Below are 20,830 nucleotides of genomic sequence, written 5' to 3' on the forward strand. Positions count from 1 at the left end.
CTCCTTGGTTATATTTTGTTATACGTCGCCCAGCTCATACTCCAGCTGACGTTGTTCCAGCTCGCCAAAGCGTTGCCAGCGATTTCTGCCGCTTTGCTTGGCGGCATACATGGCCACATCGGCCCGGCGCAGCAATTGATCGGCATCTACGCCGTCCCGCGGGTATACCGCCATACCCAGACTGGCCGACACCTGCACCATGGCATGCCCCAAATCAACCGGCTGACTGGCGGCCCGCAACAGCCGCGCCAATACCTCATTGCCGTCATCGGGGCCGCTCATGCCGGCCAGCACCGCCACAAACTCATCACCACCCAGCCTGGCCAGAGTGTCGTTTTCCCGCAGACTGTGCTGCATGCGAGTGGCCAGTTGCTTTAACAGCTCATCACCGGCGTCGTGGCCATGGGTGTCGTTTACCGCCTTAAAACCATCCAGGTCCAGATACACTATGCCCACAGCCCCGCCCTGCCGGCGGCAACTGGCCAGCGCCTGCTGTACCCGGTCGGCCAGCAGCAAGCGGTTGGGCAGGCCGGTCAGGGCATCGTAGTGAGCAATGCGCTCCAGTTTCTCCTGCTGATCCAGCAGCGGCGTAATATCCGAAAACATAAACACATAATGACGGGAGCGGCCGCAGTCATCCTGCACCCGGCTCACGCTCAGCATCTGGGCATATTGCTCGCCGCTTTTACGCCGGCTCCATACTTCACCCTGCCAGTAACCCTCACTGGCCAGTGCCTGCCAGATATTGCTGTAAAACGACTCAGCATGCCGGCCCGAGTGCAACATGCTGCCGGGCTGGCCAATCATGTCACGGGAGGCGTAACCGGTAATGCGGGTAAAGGCCTGATTCACATCCAGCACCTTGTCGTGCTTGTCGGTGATCATAATGGCTTCCCGGGAGTGACTGAATACGCTGGCCGCCAGCCGCAGGTCCAGATCGGCCCGTCGCTCGCTGGTAATATCATAAAACGCCACCACCAGACGGTAGTTGGCGTGCCCCAGCGGCGTGGCACTGACCTTGAGCCAACGCACGCCGCTGTCGGTATGCAGCTCCATAATCACATTATGCACCGGCCGGTTTTCCTGCATGGCACGATAACTGGCAAACTCGGTTTCGGGCATTTCACTGCCGTCGGGCCGCTGCACCCGCCAGCCGCGCTGCTGATATACCGCATTCAGCATATGACCCGGGCGCATATGCAGCAGCTGTTCGGCCCCGCTGTTACAGTGCACCACCCGGCCCCGGTGATCGGTCAGCACTATGCCCATGGGCAAAAACGACACTATGGTGCGCAGCCGCTCTTCGTTACTGACAATCAGCTCCTGCTGCCGGCGGCGCTGCGTAATGTCCTGCAGTGTGCCGGACACCCGGGCACCTGCGCCGTTGGTCACCAGACGGCCTTTAACCAGCACCCAGGCATAGCCCCCCCGGCGGTGGCGCATGCGCAGTTCCAGCTCCAGCTGCTCGCCGTGATCGTTCAGCAGGGCATGAATACGCGCTTTCAGCACAGCCAGATCCGCCGCATAAAAGACGGCCCGCAAACGCTCGGCACTCACAGGCCCGGACCAGCCCCGGCGATACCCCGCCGGATAAGCACATTGCTCGCTGCAACTGAGGGTGTCCTTGCCGGCCTGCCACTCCCACACGCCAATGCCGGTGCCCCAGATCACTTCTTCCAGTTTGCGGCTTTGCTCACGATAGTCTTTACGACTCTGGCGCACCTGCAAGTGTTTACGCCCCAGCGCCAGCAAACTTAACGACAGCAATATCAGCAGAAAGGAAATAAATAACAGCCAGGGAGCGTAAAAACGCCACAGCGCCAGCAGGCTGGGCTCACTTTCCACATCAAAGGGCGGCTGACGCAACCGGCGAGCCAGGTTCTCTACCGGCAGATAATCGCCGGGGGGCGCAAAGCCTTCAATGCCCGCCGCCAGGGCCGCCGGATGCTGATATTCCAGTGCCATCAGGGCACTGGCAATGCGACGAATATGGCCGGGAGAGACATTGGGCAGGGCCAGAAAGGGCCATTCCGGATAAAGCCGGGTAGACACAGCAAACGGAAAGCCGGGCAGCGCCTGGCGGTTGATCACTTTCAGCTGAGCCTGCTGCTGGGGCGACAGCCTCTCAAGAATACCGGTACGCACAAAGCCGGCATCGGCACTGGCGGTTAAGACCGCGTCAATCACTCCACCGTGGGAGCCGGCAATGTCAGGCTGAAAATCATTCAGCGTTATCCCCGCCTCCAGCAACTCCAGTGTCTGCGTCTGAAAGCCACCCAAAAAACGATAACCGGGAATGGCCACGGTTTGCCCACGCAGGTTATCGAGGCTATGAATATCGCTGCGCTCCTTGCGGGTGATAATCACCCCGCCCAGGGCGCTGGTGGCGATGCCCCGCTCCCGGCTGACCTTGGTGGCCAGCACACCGGTCAGGGCATTTTGGCTGCGCAGCAACAAATAATGACTGGGATTGGTAAACACCAGATCCAGATTATTACGGCCCAGCTCCCGCTCCATTTCATCCTGAGTCAGCACCAGCAGCCTGACACTGGCATTCGGTAATTGCTCACTCAGATAGCCGGCCAGCGGCTGATACATTTGCTCCATCACCGGCTTGTCACGATAGGCAAACACGCCCATGGTCAGCACCTGCTCGGCACGCAGCGGCAGTGCCAGCATCATACACAAGCATAACAACACCCACCTCATGTCAGCACCTCGGGCAGCCAGCGCGGGCTGAGCAAAGAGCCCTGCTGATCCGGCTGCGTCAGCAGGCCCTGGTCCAGCATAATGTTGTGCAGCTGCCGGCCCGCCTGGGCCAGTCGGCTGTCAGCATGGTCAAGATAGCGATGATTGGCGGCCAGACCGGGCAACATGACTCCCGCCAGTGCCTGTTTTACCTGAGGCACACTGATTTGCTGGCGGGCGGCAATGCGATAAAGCGCGTCCTGGCGGTTGCTGCGCACATGCTCCAGCGCCTGAAAGTGGGCGGCTATCAGCCCCTCCACCGGCTTGAACCAGAGGCTGTCGGCACGCACCGCCAGCACATCAAAAATGGTATCGGGCAGTTCCCGGCTATTGAACAGATTAATGCCACCCAGCTCCTGCAGCCGGCTGGCGGTGGGCTCATAGGTGATAATGGCGTCTACCTTTTGCTGCTGCCAGGCCGCCAGCTGGCCAGCCGGCGGCAGCTCTACCGTTTGCACTGCCGAGCGCGACAAGCCGGCCTGGTCCAGCACCCGGTTCAGCATCAGGGCACCCAGCGCTGTCGACTCTACCCCCAGCCGCTTTCCTTCAAGCTGTTGCAGGCTGTGAATGTCTGCCCGGGCCACCAGCATGTCGGCCCCGGCCGACACATTGAACACCAGCGCAATTTGCAAAGGCACCCCCAGGCTGCGTGCCAGCAGCACTTCATCCAGGGTCAGGCAGGCAGCGTCCAGCTCGCCATTACGCAATCCGGTTAAGGAGTCGGTGGCACTGGTGCCCGACACCAGCGCCACGCCGGCGGGCAACCAACGCAGATTTTGCGCCAGATACAAGGTTTCGTAGCCAATCCAGGTATGAATGCCCACTCGCAAACTTCCCTGTAAACCGCAACCGGCCAGAGGCAACAGAGCCATGCCGGCCAGACCAGCCAAAAAGTGACGACGTTCCATTGATGTATTTCTCTCCGAGCGCGGCTTGTTAACGCTGTTTTATCTGCCATTGTACACAGATTCATTCTGGTAAAAACCGTTCAGCGTCCGGTTTCGCAGACGGGTCACACCGCCCTCACAGGGTCAGGCGACCTCTCCCCTGCTTTTATCGCAATACGATCACGCGGGCGGCATCCAATTCCATTGTGGAATGCATTCACGAGCAATCACCGTTTGTCATACATATTGAAGGGGTATTAAGGTTTGGCGGATTCACTGTTTTACTGGTCAAAGGACATTGCCACCATGGTGCACGCTGCCTACGTTTCTGCGGATAGTATCCGTACCCTGTTTTCCGATGCCATGTCGCGCATGTACCAGCAGGAGGTGCCGCAATACGGCACCCTGGTACAACTGGTTGCCGACATCAATAAGCAAGTGCTGGCCCGCGAGCCTAGTTTGCATCAACAACTGCAACACCAGGATGAGCTGGAGCGACTGAGCCTTGAGCGCCATGGTGCCATTCGGGTTGGCACCGCCGCCGAGCTGAATATGCTGCGCCGTATTTTCGCCATTATGGGGATGCAACCGGTCAGCTACTACGATCTGTCCGAAGCCGGCGTGCCGGTTCATTCCACCGCATTTCGCCCCGTTGATCAGGCCTCTTTGCAGCACAATCCGTTTCGTATTTTCACCTCGCTGCTGCGGCTGGAGTTGATCGAAGATGCCACCCTGCGCCAGCAGGCCGAGGCCATTCTGGCACAACGGGACATCTTTACTGCCCAGGCCAGAAAACTGGTGGACCTGGCCGAAGCGCAGGGCGGCCTGACCGAGGCTCAGGCACAGGAATTCGTGGCCGAAGTGCTGGAAACCTTTCGCTGGCACCAGCATGCCACCGTTGACCGGGCCAGTTACCAGGCACTGCAGGACACACACCGGCTTATTGCCGACGTGGTCTGCTTTCACGGCCCCCATATCAATCACCTGACGCCACGCTCCCTGGACATTGACGCCGTACAGCAACAAATGCCGGCGGCGGGCATCAGTCCCAAGGCAGTCATTGAAGGCCCGCCCCGTCGTCGCTGCCCCATACTGCTTCGCCAGACCAGCTTTACCGCCCTGGAAGAAGCCGTGCTGTTTGACGGTGAGCAGGCCGGCACACACACCGCCCGCTTTGGCGAAATCGAGCAGCGCGGCATGGCCCTCACGCCGAAGGGGCGCGACCTTTACGATCAACTGCTCGACCGCTCACGCCAGGCTCCGGTTCAGCCAGACAACGTCCGTCATCAGCGCCAGCTGGCCGAGATTTTTGCCGACTTTCCCGACGATGAGGCCAGCCTTCGCCAGCAACAACTGGGGTATTTCCGCTATGAGCTTACCGATACCGGTCGGGAGCAAACAGCCCAGGGCACCAATGCCAATAACGATGACATGGAAGCACTTATTGAGGCCGGACTGGTGCAGGCCAGCCCCATTACTTATGAAGACTTCCTGCCGGTCAGTGCCGCAGGCATTTTTCAGTCCAACCTGGGGAACGCCGGCCACGAGGCCTACGGCCAGAATGCCAGCAAGGTCGCTTTTGAGCAGGCCCTGGGCAGCGCAGTCATTGACGAATTTGGCCTCTACGCCGACATGCAGGCAGACTCCATTCAAGCGGTACGCCAGGCGCTCGGTGCCTGATAACACGCTGTAATATTTCCCCTGGTTGCGAGTCAGCGCGCAACCAGGGCATTTTCGCGTTTGTGGTTTACCTCCATTTCTTCACTTGTTCACCATCTCTGAATCACTATCGGTGCTCTCATTAACACCGTCGGACAATGCGCATGGACTCAAACTGCCATGTTCATTCATACATCCATCAATGCAACACAAAACCCTGCATTTTCATACCTCACCTATTACAACCTTCAAAAAATACAAGCAATTGAAATAAAAGACTACTTAACCACGAAAAAATGGAATGAAACCACAACTATTTTTCGTTTTAACTCGATATAAAAATAATGGAACCTCCGTGCACTCTTAGCCCTCAGCAAGGCCGGAGCACGCCAGTCATCCTGACGATGCAATGGAAACGTTCCGGCTGATAAGGATATTGAACCCATGAAAAAGACAATACTGGCCGCTACCCTGCTTTCTCTGACCGCCGGACTAAGCGGTTGTGATACTGCCGCCAGCAAGGCCAACATCGCTATTGGCCCCGCCGCCAGCACCACCCAGAAAGTATCCAAGATGATCCTGGGTGCCTACGGCGTTGAAGAAGGTGATTTCAATGCCTACCAGGAGCGCTTCGGCGATGCCCTGGATGGGGTTCAGGATGGCAACATCGATATTTCCATGGGGATTATGGGCCTGCCTGCCGGCAGCATCGAAAGCCTGCAAGCCGCCTCTGGTGATGTAGTGATGCTGGGCCTGTCTGACGAAGTCGTCGAGAAAATTGAGAGCAGCAGCGACTACCGTCGTTTCATCATCGACAAGGCAAGCTACAAGTTCCTGGATGAAGACGTACAGACCATCGCCGCTTTCGCCATTTTGATGGCCAACACCAACACCATCAGCGAAGAAATGGGATATCAGCTGGCCAAGGTCATGTATGACCATGCCGATCAGGTGACCCACTCTCAGGCCAAATTCCTGACTCTGGAGCACGCTCTGAACGGCGGTGACGCCCTCAAGATCCATCCGGGTGCCAAACGCTTCTATGAAGAAAAAGGTCTGACCGTTACTCTGCCCGTGGCCGAACTTGGCGAGCAAGCAGGAAAGAGCGAGTTCATCCTTGGCACCGGCAGCCAGGGTGGCACCTACTACCCGCTGGGCGGCGAGATCGCCACCAACTGGAACAACAATATTTCCGGTGCCAACTTCACCAACGTGGAGACCAGCGCCTCCATCGAAAACCTGGTCGGCATTCGTGACGGCAAAATTGACCTGGGCATGTCCGTGCATGTTCCTGCTCGCAACGCACTCGAAGGCCTGGCCGAGTTTGAAGGTTCACCCGTAGATAATGCGGCCTTTATCGGCCAGATCTATCCGGAAGTGGTACAAATCGTCAGCCGTGCCGGCAACAAGGTTTCTTCCTTCGATAACATCAAAGCGAAGTAACCGATCCCGACTCGGTGAGAGGTGGGCATTATTTGCCCGCCTCTTTTTATTTGGTTCATGGATAGTTGCAATGAATAACACTCATACACAGGACACCCTGCTCGAAAAGTACGACAAAGAGTCGGCTTTCAGAAAAAACATCGGCCGTTGGAGCTGGGTTGTGACCCTGTTTGCGGTCACCCTGACCGGCTTTCACCTCTACACCGGTTATTTTGGTACCCTGCCCACCCAAAAGCAGGGTGCCGTTCATCTGGGCCTGGCCCTGGGCATGATATTTCTGCTGTATCCGGCCAGTCGCAAGGGCATCAATCGTCCCAGTGTCGCCTGGTACGATGTCATACTCGCCTTTGTCGCCACCTTTGTTGCTTATTATAAAATCCTGTTCTTCGACGAAATTTTACGTGCTCGCGTCACCGGCTACTCCACCGTTGACCTGATCATCGCGGTACTGGGCGTGCTGTTTGTACTGGAAGCCACCCGCCGTACCGTGGGCATGCCTATTGTCATCGTTGCTGCACTGGCCATTGCCTACGCCCTGTTTGGAAACTTCATTCCCACTCGTATTTTGTCTCATCCCGGCTTTGAAATGACCGATGTGTCGGTCAGCCTGTGGTTTAGAGAAAGCGGCATTTTCGGCACCCCGATTCAGATTTCTGCCAAATTTATCTTTCTGTTCCTGTTTTTCGGTGTCGTGCTCACCCGCACTGGCGTTGGCCAGTTCTTTAACGATCTGGCCTTTGCCTGCACCGGCCGTTATACCGGCGGCAGCGCCAAGGCCGCCGTTATTGCCAGTGCCTTTCAGGGAATGATCTCGGGCAGCTCGGTTGGCAACACCGTGGCCTCCGGCTCCTTTACCATTCCGATGATGAAAAAGGCCGGCTTTAAACCGGAATTTGCCGCCGCCAGTGAGGCCGCCGCCTCCACCGGCGGACAAATCATGCCTCCGCTGATGGGTGCCGCCGCCTTTATCATGGTGGAGTACATCGGCGTGTCCTACGCCGAGATCATGATGGCCGCCGTCATTCCTGCCGTGCTCTACTTCAGTGGCATCTTTATCGGCGCCCACTTCGAAGCCAAGAAGCAAGGCATTCTCGGGATCCCGAAAGAACAGCTGCCCAGCAAGCTTGATCTGCTCAAGCGTCAGGGTTACATGCTGCTCCCCCTGGTGGTGGTGGTAGGTACCATCCTCGCCGGTTTTACCGCTCAGCGCGCCGCCCTGCTCGGCATTGGTGCCGCCCTGCTGGTCAGCATGGTAAGAAAAGAGTCCCGACTGACACCCAAGTCGCTGCTGTCCCTGCTGGAGCAGGGTGCCCGCGTGGCGCTGCCGGTTATCGCCGCCGTGGCCACCGCCGGCATTATTGCCGGTGTGGTCGGCATGACCGGACTGGGTGCCAAGTTTGCCGCCGGCATCATTAACCTGGCCGACGGCACCCTGATCCTGGCGCTTATCTTTACCATGATCGCCTGTATCGTGCTTGGCATGGGTCTGCCCACGACCGCCAACTACGTCGTGACCGCCACCATAGCGGCACCGGCACTGATCAACGAATTTGGCCTGGCCCCCATCGCCGTGCACCTGTTCGTGTTCTATTTCGGTATCGTCGCCGACATCACCCCGCCGGTGTGTCTGGCCGCCTATGCCGGTGCCGGTATCGCCCGGGCAAATCCGATGAAAACCGGAGTCACCGCGGTCAAGCTGGCCATTGGTGCCTTTATCATTCCCTATGTGTTTATCTACCACCCCATACTGGTGCTGGTCGATGTAAACCTGCCGGAACTGATAATGGCCCTGGTGTTCGCCCTGCTCGGCATGATGGCCATCAGCAGTGCATTGATTGGCTATTTCATTCGCCCGTCTTCACTGCCTGAAAGAGCCATGTTGCTGGCGGCCGGTCTTGCCATGATCATGCCCGGCGTGGTCAGCTCCGGCTCGGGTCTGCTGTTGATTGCCGTTTGTTACTGGCTGCAGCGCCAGCGCCCCGCTCTGGTCGCCACTTCGTAACAGCCCCGCACCAAAGGGAAATCACACTCCCTTACCGGCGTCAGCCGGTACTCAGGCCGCCAGACAGGTTATACTGGCGGCCTGCTTCCACAGCCATATACGAATTCATGCGTTACCTACCTTCCATTACGGCCATGCAATGTTTTGAGGCCTCAGCCAGGCACCTGAGCTTTACCCGTGCAGCGGACGAACTCAGCCTGACCCAGAGCGCGGTAAGCAAGCAGGTGGCCCAGCTTGAGTCGTTTCTTAACCGCAAGCTGTTTCGCCGCGTGCGACGCTCTCTGTGCCTGACCCCAGAGGGGGCCATTTATATCGGTGAAGTACGCAAGATCCTGGCCCAGCTGGAAATGTCGTCCCAGTACATCATGTCCTACAACAACCAGCGGGATGTACTCAGGGTCGCCACCCTGCCCACCTTTGGCAGCCGCTGGCTGGCACCTCGGCTCAGTGCCTTTCTCGATCGCTACACGCATATCAGCCTGGACTGCAGTGAAAAGGTTGAATCCTTTGATCTGGAGCAGGAAGGCATCGATATCGCTTTTTTCTACGGTCATGGCAGTTGGCCCGGCCTGGAATGTCATCGGCTGTTCGGTGAAGAAGTGATACCCGTGTGCGCTCCAGAGCTTTTGAATAATCATTCACCGACTTCTCCTCTGGAGCTGACGCGCTATCGCCTGCTGCACCTGTCTACCCGCCCTCGCTGCTGGCATGACTGGTTTGCAGCACAGGATCTGACCACGGAGCATAGCTACCAGGGCAACCGCTTTGAAACCTTTCACATGCTGCTTCGCGCCACCATGGCCGGCTGCGGCATCGCCCTGCTACCTCGCTTCCTGATTGAAGATGAACTGGCGTCGGGTCAGCTGGTGGTACCCTGGTCTCACTGCCTGACCAGCGCCAACAGCTATTACCTGGTCTATCCGGAGCGTTTGGGTGAAGGGGAAAAAGTACGTCTGTTTGCAGATTACCTGCTCGGTCATTCCGCCGCCGGCATGACCGAGCCCACCCCCTCATAACGAATTACTATTCATTTAATGTGAAAAATAAAAAATGGCCGCAGGGTTCAGCCCCGGCGTAACAAATTTTGTGATCCCGACATGAACTTTCTTGTTGAACAGAGTTGGCAAAGCCGGCCCGACTTGTTATGGTGAATCCGTTTTCAACGAATTGAATAAGCCGAATAGCATATTATGAACTTCCTGCACATCGCCAAGCATCACCATCATCATCCACACTAGTCTTTCAGAATTTTTTTTCTGGAAGACCTTGCACTTGGCGGCTTCCAGCAGGACAGAATTTATGACCCCCGGAAGCTTGGCTTTCGGGGGTTTTTCGTTTTCAGGACTCACATCACCAACAAGGAACACAGCTTATGACTTTGGATAACACCCGTCTTCGTATTGCCATTCAGAAATCCGGCCGCCTGAGCAAGGAATGCCAGAAGCTGCTGAAAGGCTGTGGCGTTAAACTCAACATTCGTGAACAGCGCCTGATTGCTCACGCCGAAAACATGCCCATCGATCTGCTGCTGGTGCGCGACGATGACATTCCCGGTCTGGTGATGGACGGCGTGGTGGATCTCGGCGTGGTGGGTGAAAACGTGCTGGAAGAAACCCTGATGGAGCGCAAGGCCACCAGTGAGCCGACCGACTACACCGAGCTCAAGCGCCTGGACTTTGGCGGCTGCCGGCTGTCACTGGCAGTGGCTGATGACTTTGACTACCAGGGCCCCAAAAGCCTGGAAGGCAAACGTATTGCCACCTCCTACCCCTGGCTGCTGAAGCGCTTTATGGACCAGCAGGGCGTGAAATTCAAAAGCGTGATGCTGAACGGCTCGGTAGAAGTGGCCCCCCGCGCCGGCGTGGCCGATGCCATCTGTGATCTGGTGTCGACCGGTGCCACCCTGGAAGCCAACGGCCTGGTAGAAACCGATGTTATTTTCCGCTCCAAGGCGGTGCTTATCCAGAGCGGTGCCGAACTGTCTGCCGGCAAACAGCAGATTATCGACAAGCTGCTGCCACGTATTCAGGGTCTGCAACAAGCCCGGGAAAGCAAATACATTATGCTGCACGCCCCCAAAGACAAGCTGGAAGCCGTGATTGATCTGCTGCCCGGTGCCGAGCGCCCCACCATTATGCAGCTGGCCGGCGACACCAATCAGGTGGCCATTCACATGGTGAGCAGCGAAGACATGTTCTGGGAAACCATGGAAGGTCTGAAGAGCCTGGGTGCCTCTTCCATTCTGGTGCTGCCCATTGAGAAGATGATGGAGTAAGCATGAAAACCCTGGACTGGAATCAACTGAGCACGGCCGAGCAGGCCGCTGCCCTGCGCCGGCCGGCCCTTGAGCAAAGTGGCCGTGAGGCTCAGGTGGCCGGCATTATTACCAAGGTGCGCGAAGGCGGCGATGCCGCCCTGCTTGAGCTGACCCGCACTCTGGACAAAGCCGAGCGCGACAGCCTTGAGCTGACGCAGGCCGAGATTGACGCCGCCGGCGCGCGCATCAGCGATGAGCTAAAAGCCGCCATTGAGCTGGCCATTGGCAATATTGAGCGTTTTCACAGTGCCCAGCTGCCGGAGCCGGTGATTCAGGACACGGCCCCGGGCGTGCGCTGCGAGCTGCACTATCAGCCCATCACCAAGGTGGGCCTGTATGTGCCCGGCGGCAGCGCGCCCCTGGTGTCTACTGTGATGATGCTGGCCATTCCCGCGCGCCTGGCCGGTTGCGAGCGGGTGGTGCTGTGCTCACCGCCGCCGATCAATGATGCCATTGTCTACACCGCGGCCCGCTGCGGCGTGGACGCCATTTATACCCTTGGCGGCGCTCAGGCCATTGCCGCCATGGCCTATGGCAGCAAAACCGTCACCAAGGTGGACAAGATTTTCGGCCCCGGTAACGCCTGGGTGACCGAGGCCAAACAGCAGGTCTCCGGTGATGTGGACGGTGCCGCCATCGACATGCCCGCCGGCCCGTCGGAAGTGCTGGTGATTGCCGATGAATTTGCCGATGCCGACTTTATTGCCTCCGATCTGCTGTCTCAGGCCGAGCACGGCCCCGACTCTCAGGTGATCCTGGTCACGCCAAGCCGGGACTTTGCCGGCAAGGTAGACGAAGCCCTGGAGCGCCAGCTGGCTGAGCTGTCCCGGGCCGACATTGCCCGCCGGGCCCTGGCCGAGAGCCGCACCTTTATCTGCAACACCCTGGATGAAGCCGCCGCCATCTCCAATGCCTATGCCCCCGAGCATTTAATTGTGCAAACCGAGAACCCGCGCGCCCTGCTGCCCAAACTTAAAAATGCCGGCTCCATCTTTCTGGGTGCCTGGACACCGGAGTCGGTGGGTGATTACGCCAGTGGCACTAACCACACCCTGCCCACCTATGGCTATGCCCGTACCTATTCCAGCCTGGGACTGGCGGACTATCAGCGCCGCTATACGGTGCAGGAGCTGAGCCCGCAAGGCCTGCGCGCCATAGGCCCGGCGGTGGAGCTGCTGGCTGCCACCGAAACCCTGGATGCCCATAAAAACGCCGTGACCCTGCGCCTGGCAAAACTGGAGAAACACGCATGAGCCTGACTCAACTGGCCCGCACCAAGGTGCAGCAGCTGACGCCCTATCAGTCGGCCCGCCGCATTGGTGGCCAGGGCCACATCTGGCTGAACGCCAACGAAGCCGCCGACAGCTCACAGTTCAGCCTGAACTGTGAGCGTCTGAACCGCTACCCCGAGTGCCAGCCGCCTCAGGTCATCAACGCCTATGCCGCCTATGCCGGTGTGGATGCCGGGCAGGTGCTGGTCAGCCGCGGCGGTGATGAGAGCATAGAGCTGCTGATCCGCACTTTTTGTGAGCCAGGTAGCGATCGCATTCTGATAAGCACCCCCACCTATGGCATGTATGCCATCAGCGCCGAAACCAATGGCGTGCAGGTGGTGGATGTGCCCCTCACCCAGACTCGCCAGCCGGACTTTGACGGCATTATCGAGCGCCTGGATGAGGTCAAGATTGTGTTCCTGTGCTCGCCTAACAACCCCACCGGCGATCTGGTGGACAAGGCCGGTCTGATACGGTTGCTCAATGCCGCCAAAGACAAGGCGCTGGTGGTGGTGGACGAGGCCTATATCGAGTTCTGCCCCGCGCACAGTCAGGTTGAGTTGCTGAATGAACACAACAATCTGGTGATCATTCGTACCCTGTCCAAGGCCTTTGGTCTGGCAGGCATTCGCTGCGGCTTTACCTTGGCCAACCCGGAAGTCATCGGCCTGCTGCTGAAGGTGATTGCCCCCTATCCGGTGGCCGAGCCGGTGGCGCAAATTGCCGCTCAGGCACTGAGCGAAGAGGGCCTGGTGCTGATGCGCCAACGGGTGGAAGACATTAACCGGCTCAAAACAGAGCTGGCCGAACAGCTGCAAAAGCACGCTCAGGTGCAGGAAGTATTCGCCCCCAACGGCAACTATTTGCTGGTGCGCTTCACACCCGGCAGCGAAATATTTGCCCGAATGAGTCGGGCCGGTATCATATTGCGCGACTTCGCAACCCGGCCGGGTCTGGCCGACTGCATTCGCATCACCATCGGCAGCCGTGCCGAAATGGACGCAGTACTCGATGTGCTGCACAAGGAGCAATAAGTGTCTAAGGAACGCATTCTTTTTATTGACCGTGATGGCACCATGGTGGAAGAGCCGCCGGTGGACAAACAGCTGGACCGGCTCGACAAGCTGGCCTTTCTGCCCAACGTCATTCCTGCCCTGCTGACCCTGCAAAATGCCGGCTACCGGCTGGTGATGGTCACCAACCAGGACGGCTTGGGCACCGACAGCTTCCCTCAGGAAGACTTTGACGCCCCCCACAACCTGATGATGCAGATCCTTACTTCTCAGGGTGTGCGCTTTGATGATGTGCTGATTTGCCCCCACTTTCAGCACGACGACTGCGCCTGCCGTAAGCCACGCTTAGGCCTGGTAAAAGACTATCTGCAGCAGGGCAAAATCGACTTTACCGACTCCTGGGTGATTGGTGATCGTCAGACCGACATGCAGCTGGCCGAGAACATGGGCCTGCAAGGCCTGCACTACGGCCATAACAATCTCGGCTGGAGCCAGATTGTAGAGCGGCTGACCAGCCGGGGCCGCACTGCCGAGGTGACTCGCACCACCAAGGAAACCGACATTCGGGTCAGTGTGGATCTGGATAACAGCGGCGGCAGCCGAATTGATACCGGCCTGCACTTTTTTGACCATATGCTGGATCAGATTGCCACTCACGGCGGCTTTCGCCTGAAGGTAAAAGTGGACGGTGATCTGCACATAGATGATCACCACACGGTGGAAGACACCGCCCTCGCCCTGGGTGAAGCCATGCGCAAGGCGCTGGGTAACAAGCGCGGCATTGGCCGTTTTGGCTTTGTACTGCCCATGGACGAATGTGAAGCGGCGGTCACTCTGGATCTCTCGGGCCGCCCCTATATGAAGTTTGACGGCCAGTTTCATCAGACCAAGGCCGGCGATCTGTCGGTAGAAATGGTGCCGCACTTCTTCCGCAGTTTAAGTGACAGCCTGGCCGCCAATATTCACCTCAAGGTGACCGGCGACAACACCCACCACATGGTGGAAAGCGTGTTCAAGAGCTTTGGCCGTGCCCTGCGTCAGGCACTGAAAGTGGAAGGCAATGAGCTGCCGTCCAGCAAGGGGGTTCTGTGAAAACAGTGATTATCGACACCGGCTGTGCCAACCTGTCCTCGGTGCGCTACGCCATTGAGCGCCTGGGCTACAACGTGACCGTCAGCCGCGACCCTGAAGTGGTGCTGGCCGCCGACAAGCTGCTGCTGCCCGGCGTGGGCACCGCCAAAGAGGCGATGAAAAACCTGCACGAGCGCGGCCTGATTGAGTTGATAGATCAGCTGCACCAGCCGGTGCTGGGTATCTGCCTTGGCATGCAGATGCTGGTGAACCACTCCGATGAGGGCGACGTGGACTGCCTGGGCAAGGTGGACGCCAATTGTGTGCACCTGGAAGGGGGTGAAGGCATCCGCCTGCCCCATATGGGCTGGAACCAAATCACCCCCATGCCGGAGCACCCGCTGTTCAAGGACATTCCCGAAGGCAGCTTCTTTTACTTTGTGCACTCCTACGCCGTGCCCGTGGGTGAATACACCCTGGCCACCTGTCAGCACGGCCAGGCCTTCAGCGCCGCCATTGGTCAGGAAAACTTCTTTGGCGTGCAATTTCACCCGGAGCGCTCCGGTGCCACCGGCGCACAACTGCTGAAAAACTTTCTGGAGCTGTAATGATTATTCCTGCAATAGACCTGATTAACGGCAAAGTAGTGCGGCTGTATCAGGGCGACTATGCGCAAAAAACCGAATACACCGCCTCGCCTCAGGAGCGCTTTGATCTGTACGTGGCCGAAGGGGCCACTCAGCTGCATCTGGTGGATCTGGACGGTGCCAAAAACAGCAGCGAGCGCCAGCTGGAAGTGATTAAAAGCCTGATTGAAAACACCCCCGTGCCGGTGCAGATTGGCGGCGGCATTCGTACCGAGCAGGACGTGAAAGACCTGCTCGATATCGGTGCCCAGCGGGTGGTGATTGGCTCCACCGCGGTGAAAAATCCGGAAATGGTGGCCGGCTGGATCAAGCACTATGGCCCCGACCGCATTGTGCTGGCGCTGGACATTAACATTACCGCCAGCGGCGAGAAGAAAATCGCCATTGCCGGCTGGCAGGAAGACAGCGGCATCACCATAGAGGCCCTGCTAGAGCACTATCTGCCCGCGGGCCTGTGCCATGTGCTGTGCACCGACATCTCCAAAGACGGCACCCTCACCGGCTCCAATGTGGCGCTCTATCGTGAGCTGGCCGCCCGCTATCCCACCATTTTGTGGCAGGCGTCCGGCGGCATCGGCAACATCGATGACATAGACGCCCTCAAGGGTACCGGCGTGGCCGGCGTGATCCTCGGCCGCTCGCTGCTGGAAGGCAAATTCACCGTCAAGGAGGCCATTGCATGCTGGCAAGACGCATAATTCCCTGCCTGGACGTAAAAGACGGCCAGGTGGTTAAAGGTGTGAAATTCCGCAACCACGAAATTATCGGCGACATCGTCCCGCTGGCGGAGCGTTACGCCGCCGAGGGGGCCGACGAGCTGGTGTTTTACGACATCACCGCCTCCAGCCAGGACCGCGTGGTCGACAAGAGCTGGGTAAGCCGGGTGGCGCAAGTAATCGACATTCCCTTCTGCGTGGCCGGCGGCATTAAATCGGTGGAAGACGCCGCGCGTATTCTGGAGTTTGGTGCCGATAAAATTTCCATCAACTCCCCTGCCCTCAGCAATCCGAAGCTTATCACACAACTGGCCGACACCTTTGGTGTGCAGTGCATCGTAGTGGGCATCGACTCCTACTATGACGAAGCCACCGGCCAGTATCAGGTGCACCAGTTTACCGGCGACGAAAGCCGCACTCAGGTGACCCGCTGGAGCACCTTTGACTGGGTGCAGGAAGTACAGCAGCGCGGTGCCGGCGAAATTGTGCTCAACGTGATGAACCAGGACGGTGTGCGCCAGGGTTATGACATTGAGCAGCTGCTGAAAGTGCGTGCCATTTGTGATGTGCCGCTCATCGCCTCGGGCGGTGCCGGCGAAATGGTGCATTTTCGTGATGCGTTTCTGGAAGCCGACGTGGACGGGGCGCTGGCCGCCTCGGTGTTTCACAAGGGCATCATCAACATGGGTGAGCTCAAGCAGTATCTCAAGCAGGAAGGAGTGGTGATCCGTGATTGATGCCAACAAGCTGGACTGGAACAAGGTAGACGGCCTGATGCCGGTGATTGTGCAGGACAGCCACAGCGGCCGGGTATTAATGCTGGGCTATATGAACCAGGATGCGCTCGCCAAAACCCAGGAAACCGGCCATGTGACCTTTTTCAGCCGCACCAAGAACCGGCTGTGGACCAAAGGCGAAAGCTCCGGCCACGTGCTCAAACTGAAAGACATGTCAACCGACTGCGACCAGGACACCCTGCTGGTAATGGCCGAGCCGGTGGGCCCCACCTGCCATCTGGGCACCGTCTCCTGCTTTAACGAGCAACAGGCCCCGGCACTGACCTTTTTCGCCGAGCTTGAGCAGGTGATTGCCAGCCGCAAGGGGGCGGATCCTGAGTCCAGCTACACCGCCAGTCTCTATGCAAGCGGTACCAAGCGCATAGCGCAAAAGGTAGGTGAAGAAGGCGTGGAAACGGCACTGGCCGCCACCGTGCACGACCACGACGAGTTGGTGAACGAATCCGCCGACCTGCTCTACCACCTCACCGTGCTGCTGCAGCAGGAAGGCCTGGAGCTGGCCGACGTGATGGCCAAACTTAAAGAGCGCCACAGCAAGTAACACCAAGGCCGGGCTTCACGCCCGGCTTATCCGCCGCCTGAAATACCGCAAGCCGCCTGCAGAATCGTGCCATATCGTCGGGCACCGTAACCACTCCAGCGACACGCCGTGAATCCATCCATGGAGGCTCCGCTGCGCCATCCATGGCGCAGAGGGTACGCTGGAGCGGATTACTATGCCCTCCTCATCAGATAACGAATTTCCCGTACTTGTGGGTGAGCACAGCGAATCCCAACACACCAGACATCAGCTTAACTTCTCACCCCGCCATTTTATGTAAAATAAAATCCCTTTATTCCCGTAATATCAGGCTCATACGGTAACCGGAAGCACCCCTTCAACAGTTTAGGCCTCAACCCTCATCGGCCAGCCACCTGTACATCACAAAAGTATCCACATACCCAAGCCGCGCATGCCGGTACGCCCCGGGAACCCGGCCAACAATGTCAAAGCCAAGCTTTTGCCACAGCCGCACCGCCACCTCGTTGGTGGAAACCACGCTGTTAAACTGCATGGCCTTAAAGCCAAGGGCCAGCGCCTGCTGCCGGGAGTGCTCGCACAGTGCTTGAGCAATGCCCTTGCCCCTGGCCTGCTCGGACACCATATAACCGCAGTTGCACACATGGCTGCCCGGCCCGGCGGCATTGGCCTTGATATAATACGAGCCCAGCACCTCGCCCTGCTCCACATACACAAAGGTTCTCAGCGGCAGCTCGCACCACAACTCATAGGCCTGCTCCAGAGTCATGTCCGGCGTGAAGGCATAGGTTTCCTGCGCCTGAATCACCCGGGAGAACACAGGCCAGAAGGATTCAAATTCCGAACGTGTAATGGGCTTAATCATGAGAGCACATAATCCATGGCCGCACACACTGCCGCTACCTGGGCAGCATTGCACTGCTCGGGCGTGGCGCGGGGGCTGTCGGGGTAGACTTCCGTGGTGGTTTTGTAACGGGCGTTGGTCATGCCGGCACACAGGCCAAGTTTTGTGAGCGGATATTCAATCACCCCTCTGGCCACCACGGGTGAGCCAATGATCTCCACCTTGTCATCCGCCGGTGCAATGTGAGTGACCTTTTCCACCGCTGCGATCACCGCCTGCTGAAAATCAGGCTGCGGGCTCTCGCTGTCATCCACCAGATAAAAGCCATCGGGAATGCCGCAAGGCTCATAGGGCTTGCCATCTCGTGCCGCCAGCGCCGGGCGAAACTCGCTTTCATCGGTGTCCGTGGTCTCGTGCAGATCAATATGCAGCAATACGTGCTCCTGCAGCTGTGCCACCAGTTGCATGAGTGCCGCTGACTCCACTGCCGGGCTGTTTTTCCTGAATGAACGGTTCGGATCTACTGCGTTAGCATTCCAGCGATGAATACGCTCATAAGCCCAGGGGCTGACGCAGGGTGCCACCAGCAAATTAACCCGGCCGGTATAACGCTCGCCGTGCTGCTCCACAAACTGCAGTGCCCCGTGCACACCGCTGGTTTCATAACCGTGCACACCGCCGGTTACCAGCACCACCGGCAAACCCTCCTGCCAGTGGTTACGAATGGCCATCAGCGGGAAACGCTCATCGCCAACAGTCAGCTCGCCATATTGCTGCACCTCAAAACGCGAAGCCAGGCGTTCAATGGCCGCAAGCACTTCTTCTTTATAACTGCGCTGGCGGCGCTGCAGCGCCAGCCATTCGGCGCGCTCCGCCTCGCCCCAGGGCTGGCCGGGGATACCTATGGAATATGTGCTCATGGTGTTTCTCCAAATTGTTACGCCGGCAGCATTGTATCAGAGTGGCACTTAGCCCCTTAATACTCCGCCATTTTTAAAACATACTCGCCCGCGTCATTTTCACCGGCATACAAATTATTTTTATATTCAAATGTGGATGGCCTGGCATTCGTTACTCTGTGCTCCCCCCAATAGACATGGCTGGCATCTTTTGAAAAACGATTCGTGAGCACAGTAAAGGTATCGGCATCGGCACCAGCAATGGCAGTGTTATAATAAAAAACCTGGTCACCAATACGCACAAAGGCCTTGTCACTCTCATCCAGAATGATAACATCCTCAGAATTAATGCCAGCCAGCTTTTCACTTCTGGAATAAACCTCATTATTATAGGCGTAATAATCATTGGTAATATCAGACACATCGTCATGAGGAACCAATATTACCGTGGTTGCATTCAAATGCAGGGCCCGCCACTTCCATAGTTTTTTAAGCTCATCGGCTTCAGCGCGGGTCACTTCCGATGGCGTTCTGTTTTTAACCAGATTGCCATTATAATAAACATGATGCTTATCTTTTGAAATGGCATCATTCATCACGGTGAAGCTGGCAGGATCACTGCCAGAAATGGGCGTATTAAAATAATAAGCCTGATATTTATCTTTTCTGTAATAAGGCGAAAGCACGGTAAAGCCCTCGGGCACCATGCCTGCAACAAGCTCGCCGTTGGCGTAAACATGGGCGGCATCTTTGGCGTATTCATCATCAATCATCTCAAAATGGTCGGCGTCATCACTGATCACTTTACCCAAATACAGCACCTGTTCACCATGCCTGATATAACGATCGTGCCCCCCGGAGATGGCAGCAGGCACTGCAGTGCGCGGAATTTTGGTGTCTATATAATGATACAGATAATCTTTATCCATGGAGTAAGCGCCATAAAGGTAAGAGAAAGAGTCTGCATCCGCGCCCTCAATCTGCTTACCATAACCAAAGACTTTGCCATTACTGACAAGGTAATCCGCATCAATCACTTTTGCCGGGTCGGGGCTCGCCCCTGCCACTGGCTGGCCGTTGTAATAAACATGATGGCGGTCTTTTGCGTAATGCTGGTTTATTACCGTAAAGCTATCTGGATCGGCCCCTGCCACCTCTTTGCCTCCCACCTGAAAGAAGTTGCCATCCAGCACATAAATTACCTTGCCGTCCTGCTGATAATACTGATTACTCAGCTTGCTGTTATAAGCCACCGCATTATATGAACCGGGACTGCTCACATATGATGAAAAAACAAACACCACCAGAAAATAGGCAACAACCAATAGCAGCAGTGTGATCCCTATCCATATAAACACTTTCATTATTCCATCCCATGAATTTTAATGGCGCTCATGATAACATAGCGTCAACTGACACCAACTGGTGATAAATAATTTTTGATGGAGGCAATGCATGGCAATGGAAGACGAAAACTCCCCCGCGCTGCGTGCCGGTGTGGACTTTCGTGGCACACCAAACGCAACCCGGCCAGTGCTTGAACACATAACACCGGGCAACAAGCGCGCTCCGTTTTTGCGCTACATTCGCATCAATCTGCCGCGCACCACCCGCCTGCTGCTGGTGGCCGTTATTGCCATGATTGGCGGTGCTTCCGCATTCGTTGCCTTATCCGGCCATGAGCCCTTTCAATACGCAAACCAGACCTTGTGGAGTGTGTGCGGGGCGGCTGCCCTGTTTGTTGCCTTTGGTTTACTCACCTCTGTCCGCATCTGGAAATGGGGCCTGCCCATTGCGCTCTCCTCACTGCTTATCTACCTTGGCGGCCTGCTTGGCAATGCGCCCTATGTATGGAACGGGGCCAGTGTGGTTGCCGCCGCCATCTGGAACCTGACGCTGCTGGCTTCACTCGCTTATCTGGTGCTTTCCTGGGCACTGCACTACGGCATGATCGTTGCCGCTCCCGACAACCAACACTTTTTAGACTGACAAG

18 protein-coding genes and 1 other annotated feature are annotated in these 20,830 nt (G+C 57.4%); of the genes, 13 read left to right on the top strand and 5 right to left on the bottom strand.

Annotated features, from left to right (window positions below; genetic code table 11):
- Positions 1-18: 18 nt before the first annotated feature.
- Complete coding sequence (locus R0I78_RS03875; RefSeq protein ID WP_317074373.1) at positions 19-2,682, bottom strand: diguanylate cyclase domain-containing protein; 2,664 nt, start codon at positions 2,680-2,682, stop codon at positions 19-21.
- Between the two features lie 23 nt (positions 2,683-2,705).
- Positions 2,706-3,656 carry an ABC transporter substrate-binding protein gene (locus R0I78_RS03880; RefSeq protein ID WP_317074374.1) on the bottom strand — a complete coding sequence of 317 codons (951 nt, stop codon included), beginning with the start codon at positions 3,654-3,656 and terminating at the stop codon, positions 2,706-2,708.
- A 243-nt stretch (positions 3,657-3,899) separates the two neighbouring features.
- On the opposite strand from R0I78_RS03880, the gene R0I78_RS03885 reads away from it, so the two are divergent.
- The 12 genes from R0I78_RS03885 to hisIE all read left to right on the top strand — a co-directional run bounded on the left by R0I78_RS03885 (position 3,900) and on the right by hisIE (position 17,115).
- A complete protein-coding gene (locus R0I78_RS03885) occupies positions 3,900-5,315 on the top strand; it encodes a VOC family protein (protein WP_317074375.1) in 1,416 nt (471 codons plus the stop codon).
- A 423-nt stretch (positions 5,316-5,738) separates the two neighbouring features.
- A complete protein-coding gene (locus R0I78_RS03890) occupies positions 5,739-6,737 on the top strand; it encodes a TAXI family TRAP transporter solute-binding subunit (RefSeq protein WP_228212939.1) in 999 nt (332 codons plus the stop codon).
- Positions 6,738-6,807: 70 nt separating this feature from the next.
- Positions 6,808-8,739, top strand: coding sequence for a TRAP transporter permease (locus R0I78_RS03895; protein WP_317074376.1), 1,932 nt, complete (start codon positions 6,808-6,810; stop codon positions 8,737-8,739).
- 107 nt (positions 8,740-8,846) lie between these two features.
- Positions 8,847-9,755 carry a transcriptional regulator GcvA gene (gene gcvA, locus R0I78_RS03900; protein WP_317074377.1) on the top strand — a complete coding sequence of 303 codons (909 nt, stop codon included), beginning with the start codon at positions 8,847-8,849 and terminating at the stop codon, positions 9,753-9,755.
- A gap of 197 nt (positions 9,756-9,952) precedes the next feature.
- Positions 9,953-10,076: a sequence feature (His leader region), on the top strand.
- 41 nt (positions 10,077-10,117) lie between these two features.
- Complete coding sequence (gene hisG / locus R0I78_RS03905; protein ID WP_317074398.1) at positions 10,118-11,014, top strand: ATP phosphoribosyltransferase; 897 nt, start codon at positions 10,118-10,120, stop codon at positions 11,012-11,014.
- Positions 11,015-11,016: 2 nt separating this feature from the next.
- Positions 11,017-12,309 (top strand): histidinol dehydrogenase, encoded by a 1,293-nt coding sequence (hisD, locus tag R0I78_RS03910; RefSeq protein WP_317074378.1) that lies wholly within the window; start codon positions 11,017-11,019, stop codon positions 12,307-12,309.
- Entirely contained in the window at positions 12,306-13,364 is a 1,059-nt protein-coding gene (gene hisC, locus R0I78_RS03915; RefSeq protein WP_317074379.1) for a histidinol-phosphate transaminase, read from the top strand. Before hisD ends, hisC begins: the two co-directional genes overlap by 4 nt.
- The gene (gene hisB, locus R0I78_RS03920; protein ID WP_317074380.1) at positions 13,365-14,435 is read left to right on the top strand and encodes a bifunctional histidinol-phosphatase/imidazoleglycerol-phosphate dehydratase HisB; all 1,071 of its coding nucleotides are present in this window, start codon (positions 13,365-13,367) and stop codon (positions 14,433-14,435) included. It begins immediately after the preceding gene.
- Positions 14,432-15,022 (top strand): imidazole glycerol phosphate synthase subunit HisH, encoded by a 591-nt coding sequence (gene hisH, locus R0I78_RS03925; RefSeq protein WP_317074381.1) that lies wholly within the window; start codon positions 14,432-14,434, stop codon positions 15,020-15,022. Before hisB ends, hisH begins: the two co-directional genes overlap by 4 nt.
- Positions 15,022-15,759, top strand: a complete 738-nt coding sequence (gene hisA, locus R0I78_RS03930) for a 1-(5-phosphoribosyl)-5-[(5-phosphoribosylamino)methylideneamino]imidazole-4-carboxamide isomerase (RefSeq protein WP_317074382.1) — start codon at positions 15,022-15,024, stop codon at positions 15,757-15,759. Before hisH ends, hisA begins: the two co-directional genes overlap by 1 nt.
- Positions 15,741-16,514, top strand: a complete 774-nt coding sequence (gene hisF, locus R0I78_RS03935; protein ID WP_317074383.1) for an imidazole glycerol phosphate synthase subunit HisF — start codon at positions 15,741-15,743, stop codon at positions 16,512-16,514. Before hisA ends, hisF begins: the two co-directional genes overlap by 19 nt.
- Positions 16,507-17,115, top strand: a complete 609-nt coding sequence (gene hisIE, locus R0I78_RS03940; RefSeq protein WP_317074384.1) for a bifunctional phosphoribosyl-AMP cyclohydrolase/phosphoribosyl-ATP diphosphatase HisIE — start codon at positions 16,507-16,509, stop codon at positions 17,113-17,115. Before hisF ends, hisIE begins: the two co-directional genes overlap by 8 nt.
- 352 nt (positions 17,116-17,467) lie before the next feature.
- Here hisIE and R0I78_RS03945 read toward each other — a convergent pair whose 3' ends face one another.
- The 3 genes from R0I78_RS03945 to R0I78_RS03955 are packed head-to-tail and all read right to left on the bottom strand — an operon-like array spanning position 17,468 to position 20,201.
- Complete coding sequence (locus tag R0I78_RS03945; RefSeq protein ID WP_317074385.1) at positions 17,468-17,959, bottom strand: GNAT family N-acetyltransferase; 492 nt, start codon at positions 17,957-17,959, stop codon at positions 17,468-17,470.
- A complete protein-coding gene (locus tag R0I78_RS03950) occupies positions 17,956-18,858 on the bottom strand; it encodes a M14 family metallocarboxypeptidase (protein ID WP_317074386.1) in 903 nt (300 codons plus the stop codon). The genes R0I78_RS03945 and R0I78_RS03950 overlap by 4 nt, the downstream gene beginning before the upstream one ends.
- A gap of 56 nt (positions 18,859-18,914) precedes the next feature.
- Positions 18,915-20,201: a DKNYY domain-containing protein gene (locus R0I78_RS03955; RefSeq protein ID WP_317074387.1), complete on the bottom strand. Its 1,287-nt coding sequence runs from the start codon at positions 20,199-20,201 to the stop codon at positions 18,915-18,917.
- A 91-nt stretch (positions 20,202-20,292) separates the two neighbouring features.
- Between R0I78_RS03955 and R0I78_RS03960 the strand changes: the two genes are divergently transcribed.
- Positions 20,293-20,826: a hypothetical protein gene (locus tag R0I78_RS03960; RefSeq protein ID WP_317074388.1), complete on the top strand. Its 534-nt coding sequence runs from the start codon at positions 20,293-20,295 to the stop codon at positions 20,824-20,826.
- The last annotated feature ends 4 nt before the right edge of the window (positions 20,827-20,830 follow it).

The organism is Oceanimonas sp. CAM02, from assembly GCF_032842915.1.
Taxonomy (GTDB): domain Bacteria; phylum Pseudomonadota; class Gammaproteobacteria; order Enterobacterales; family Aeromonadaceae; genus Oceanimonas; species Oceanimonas smirnovii.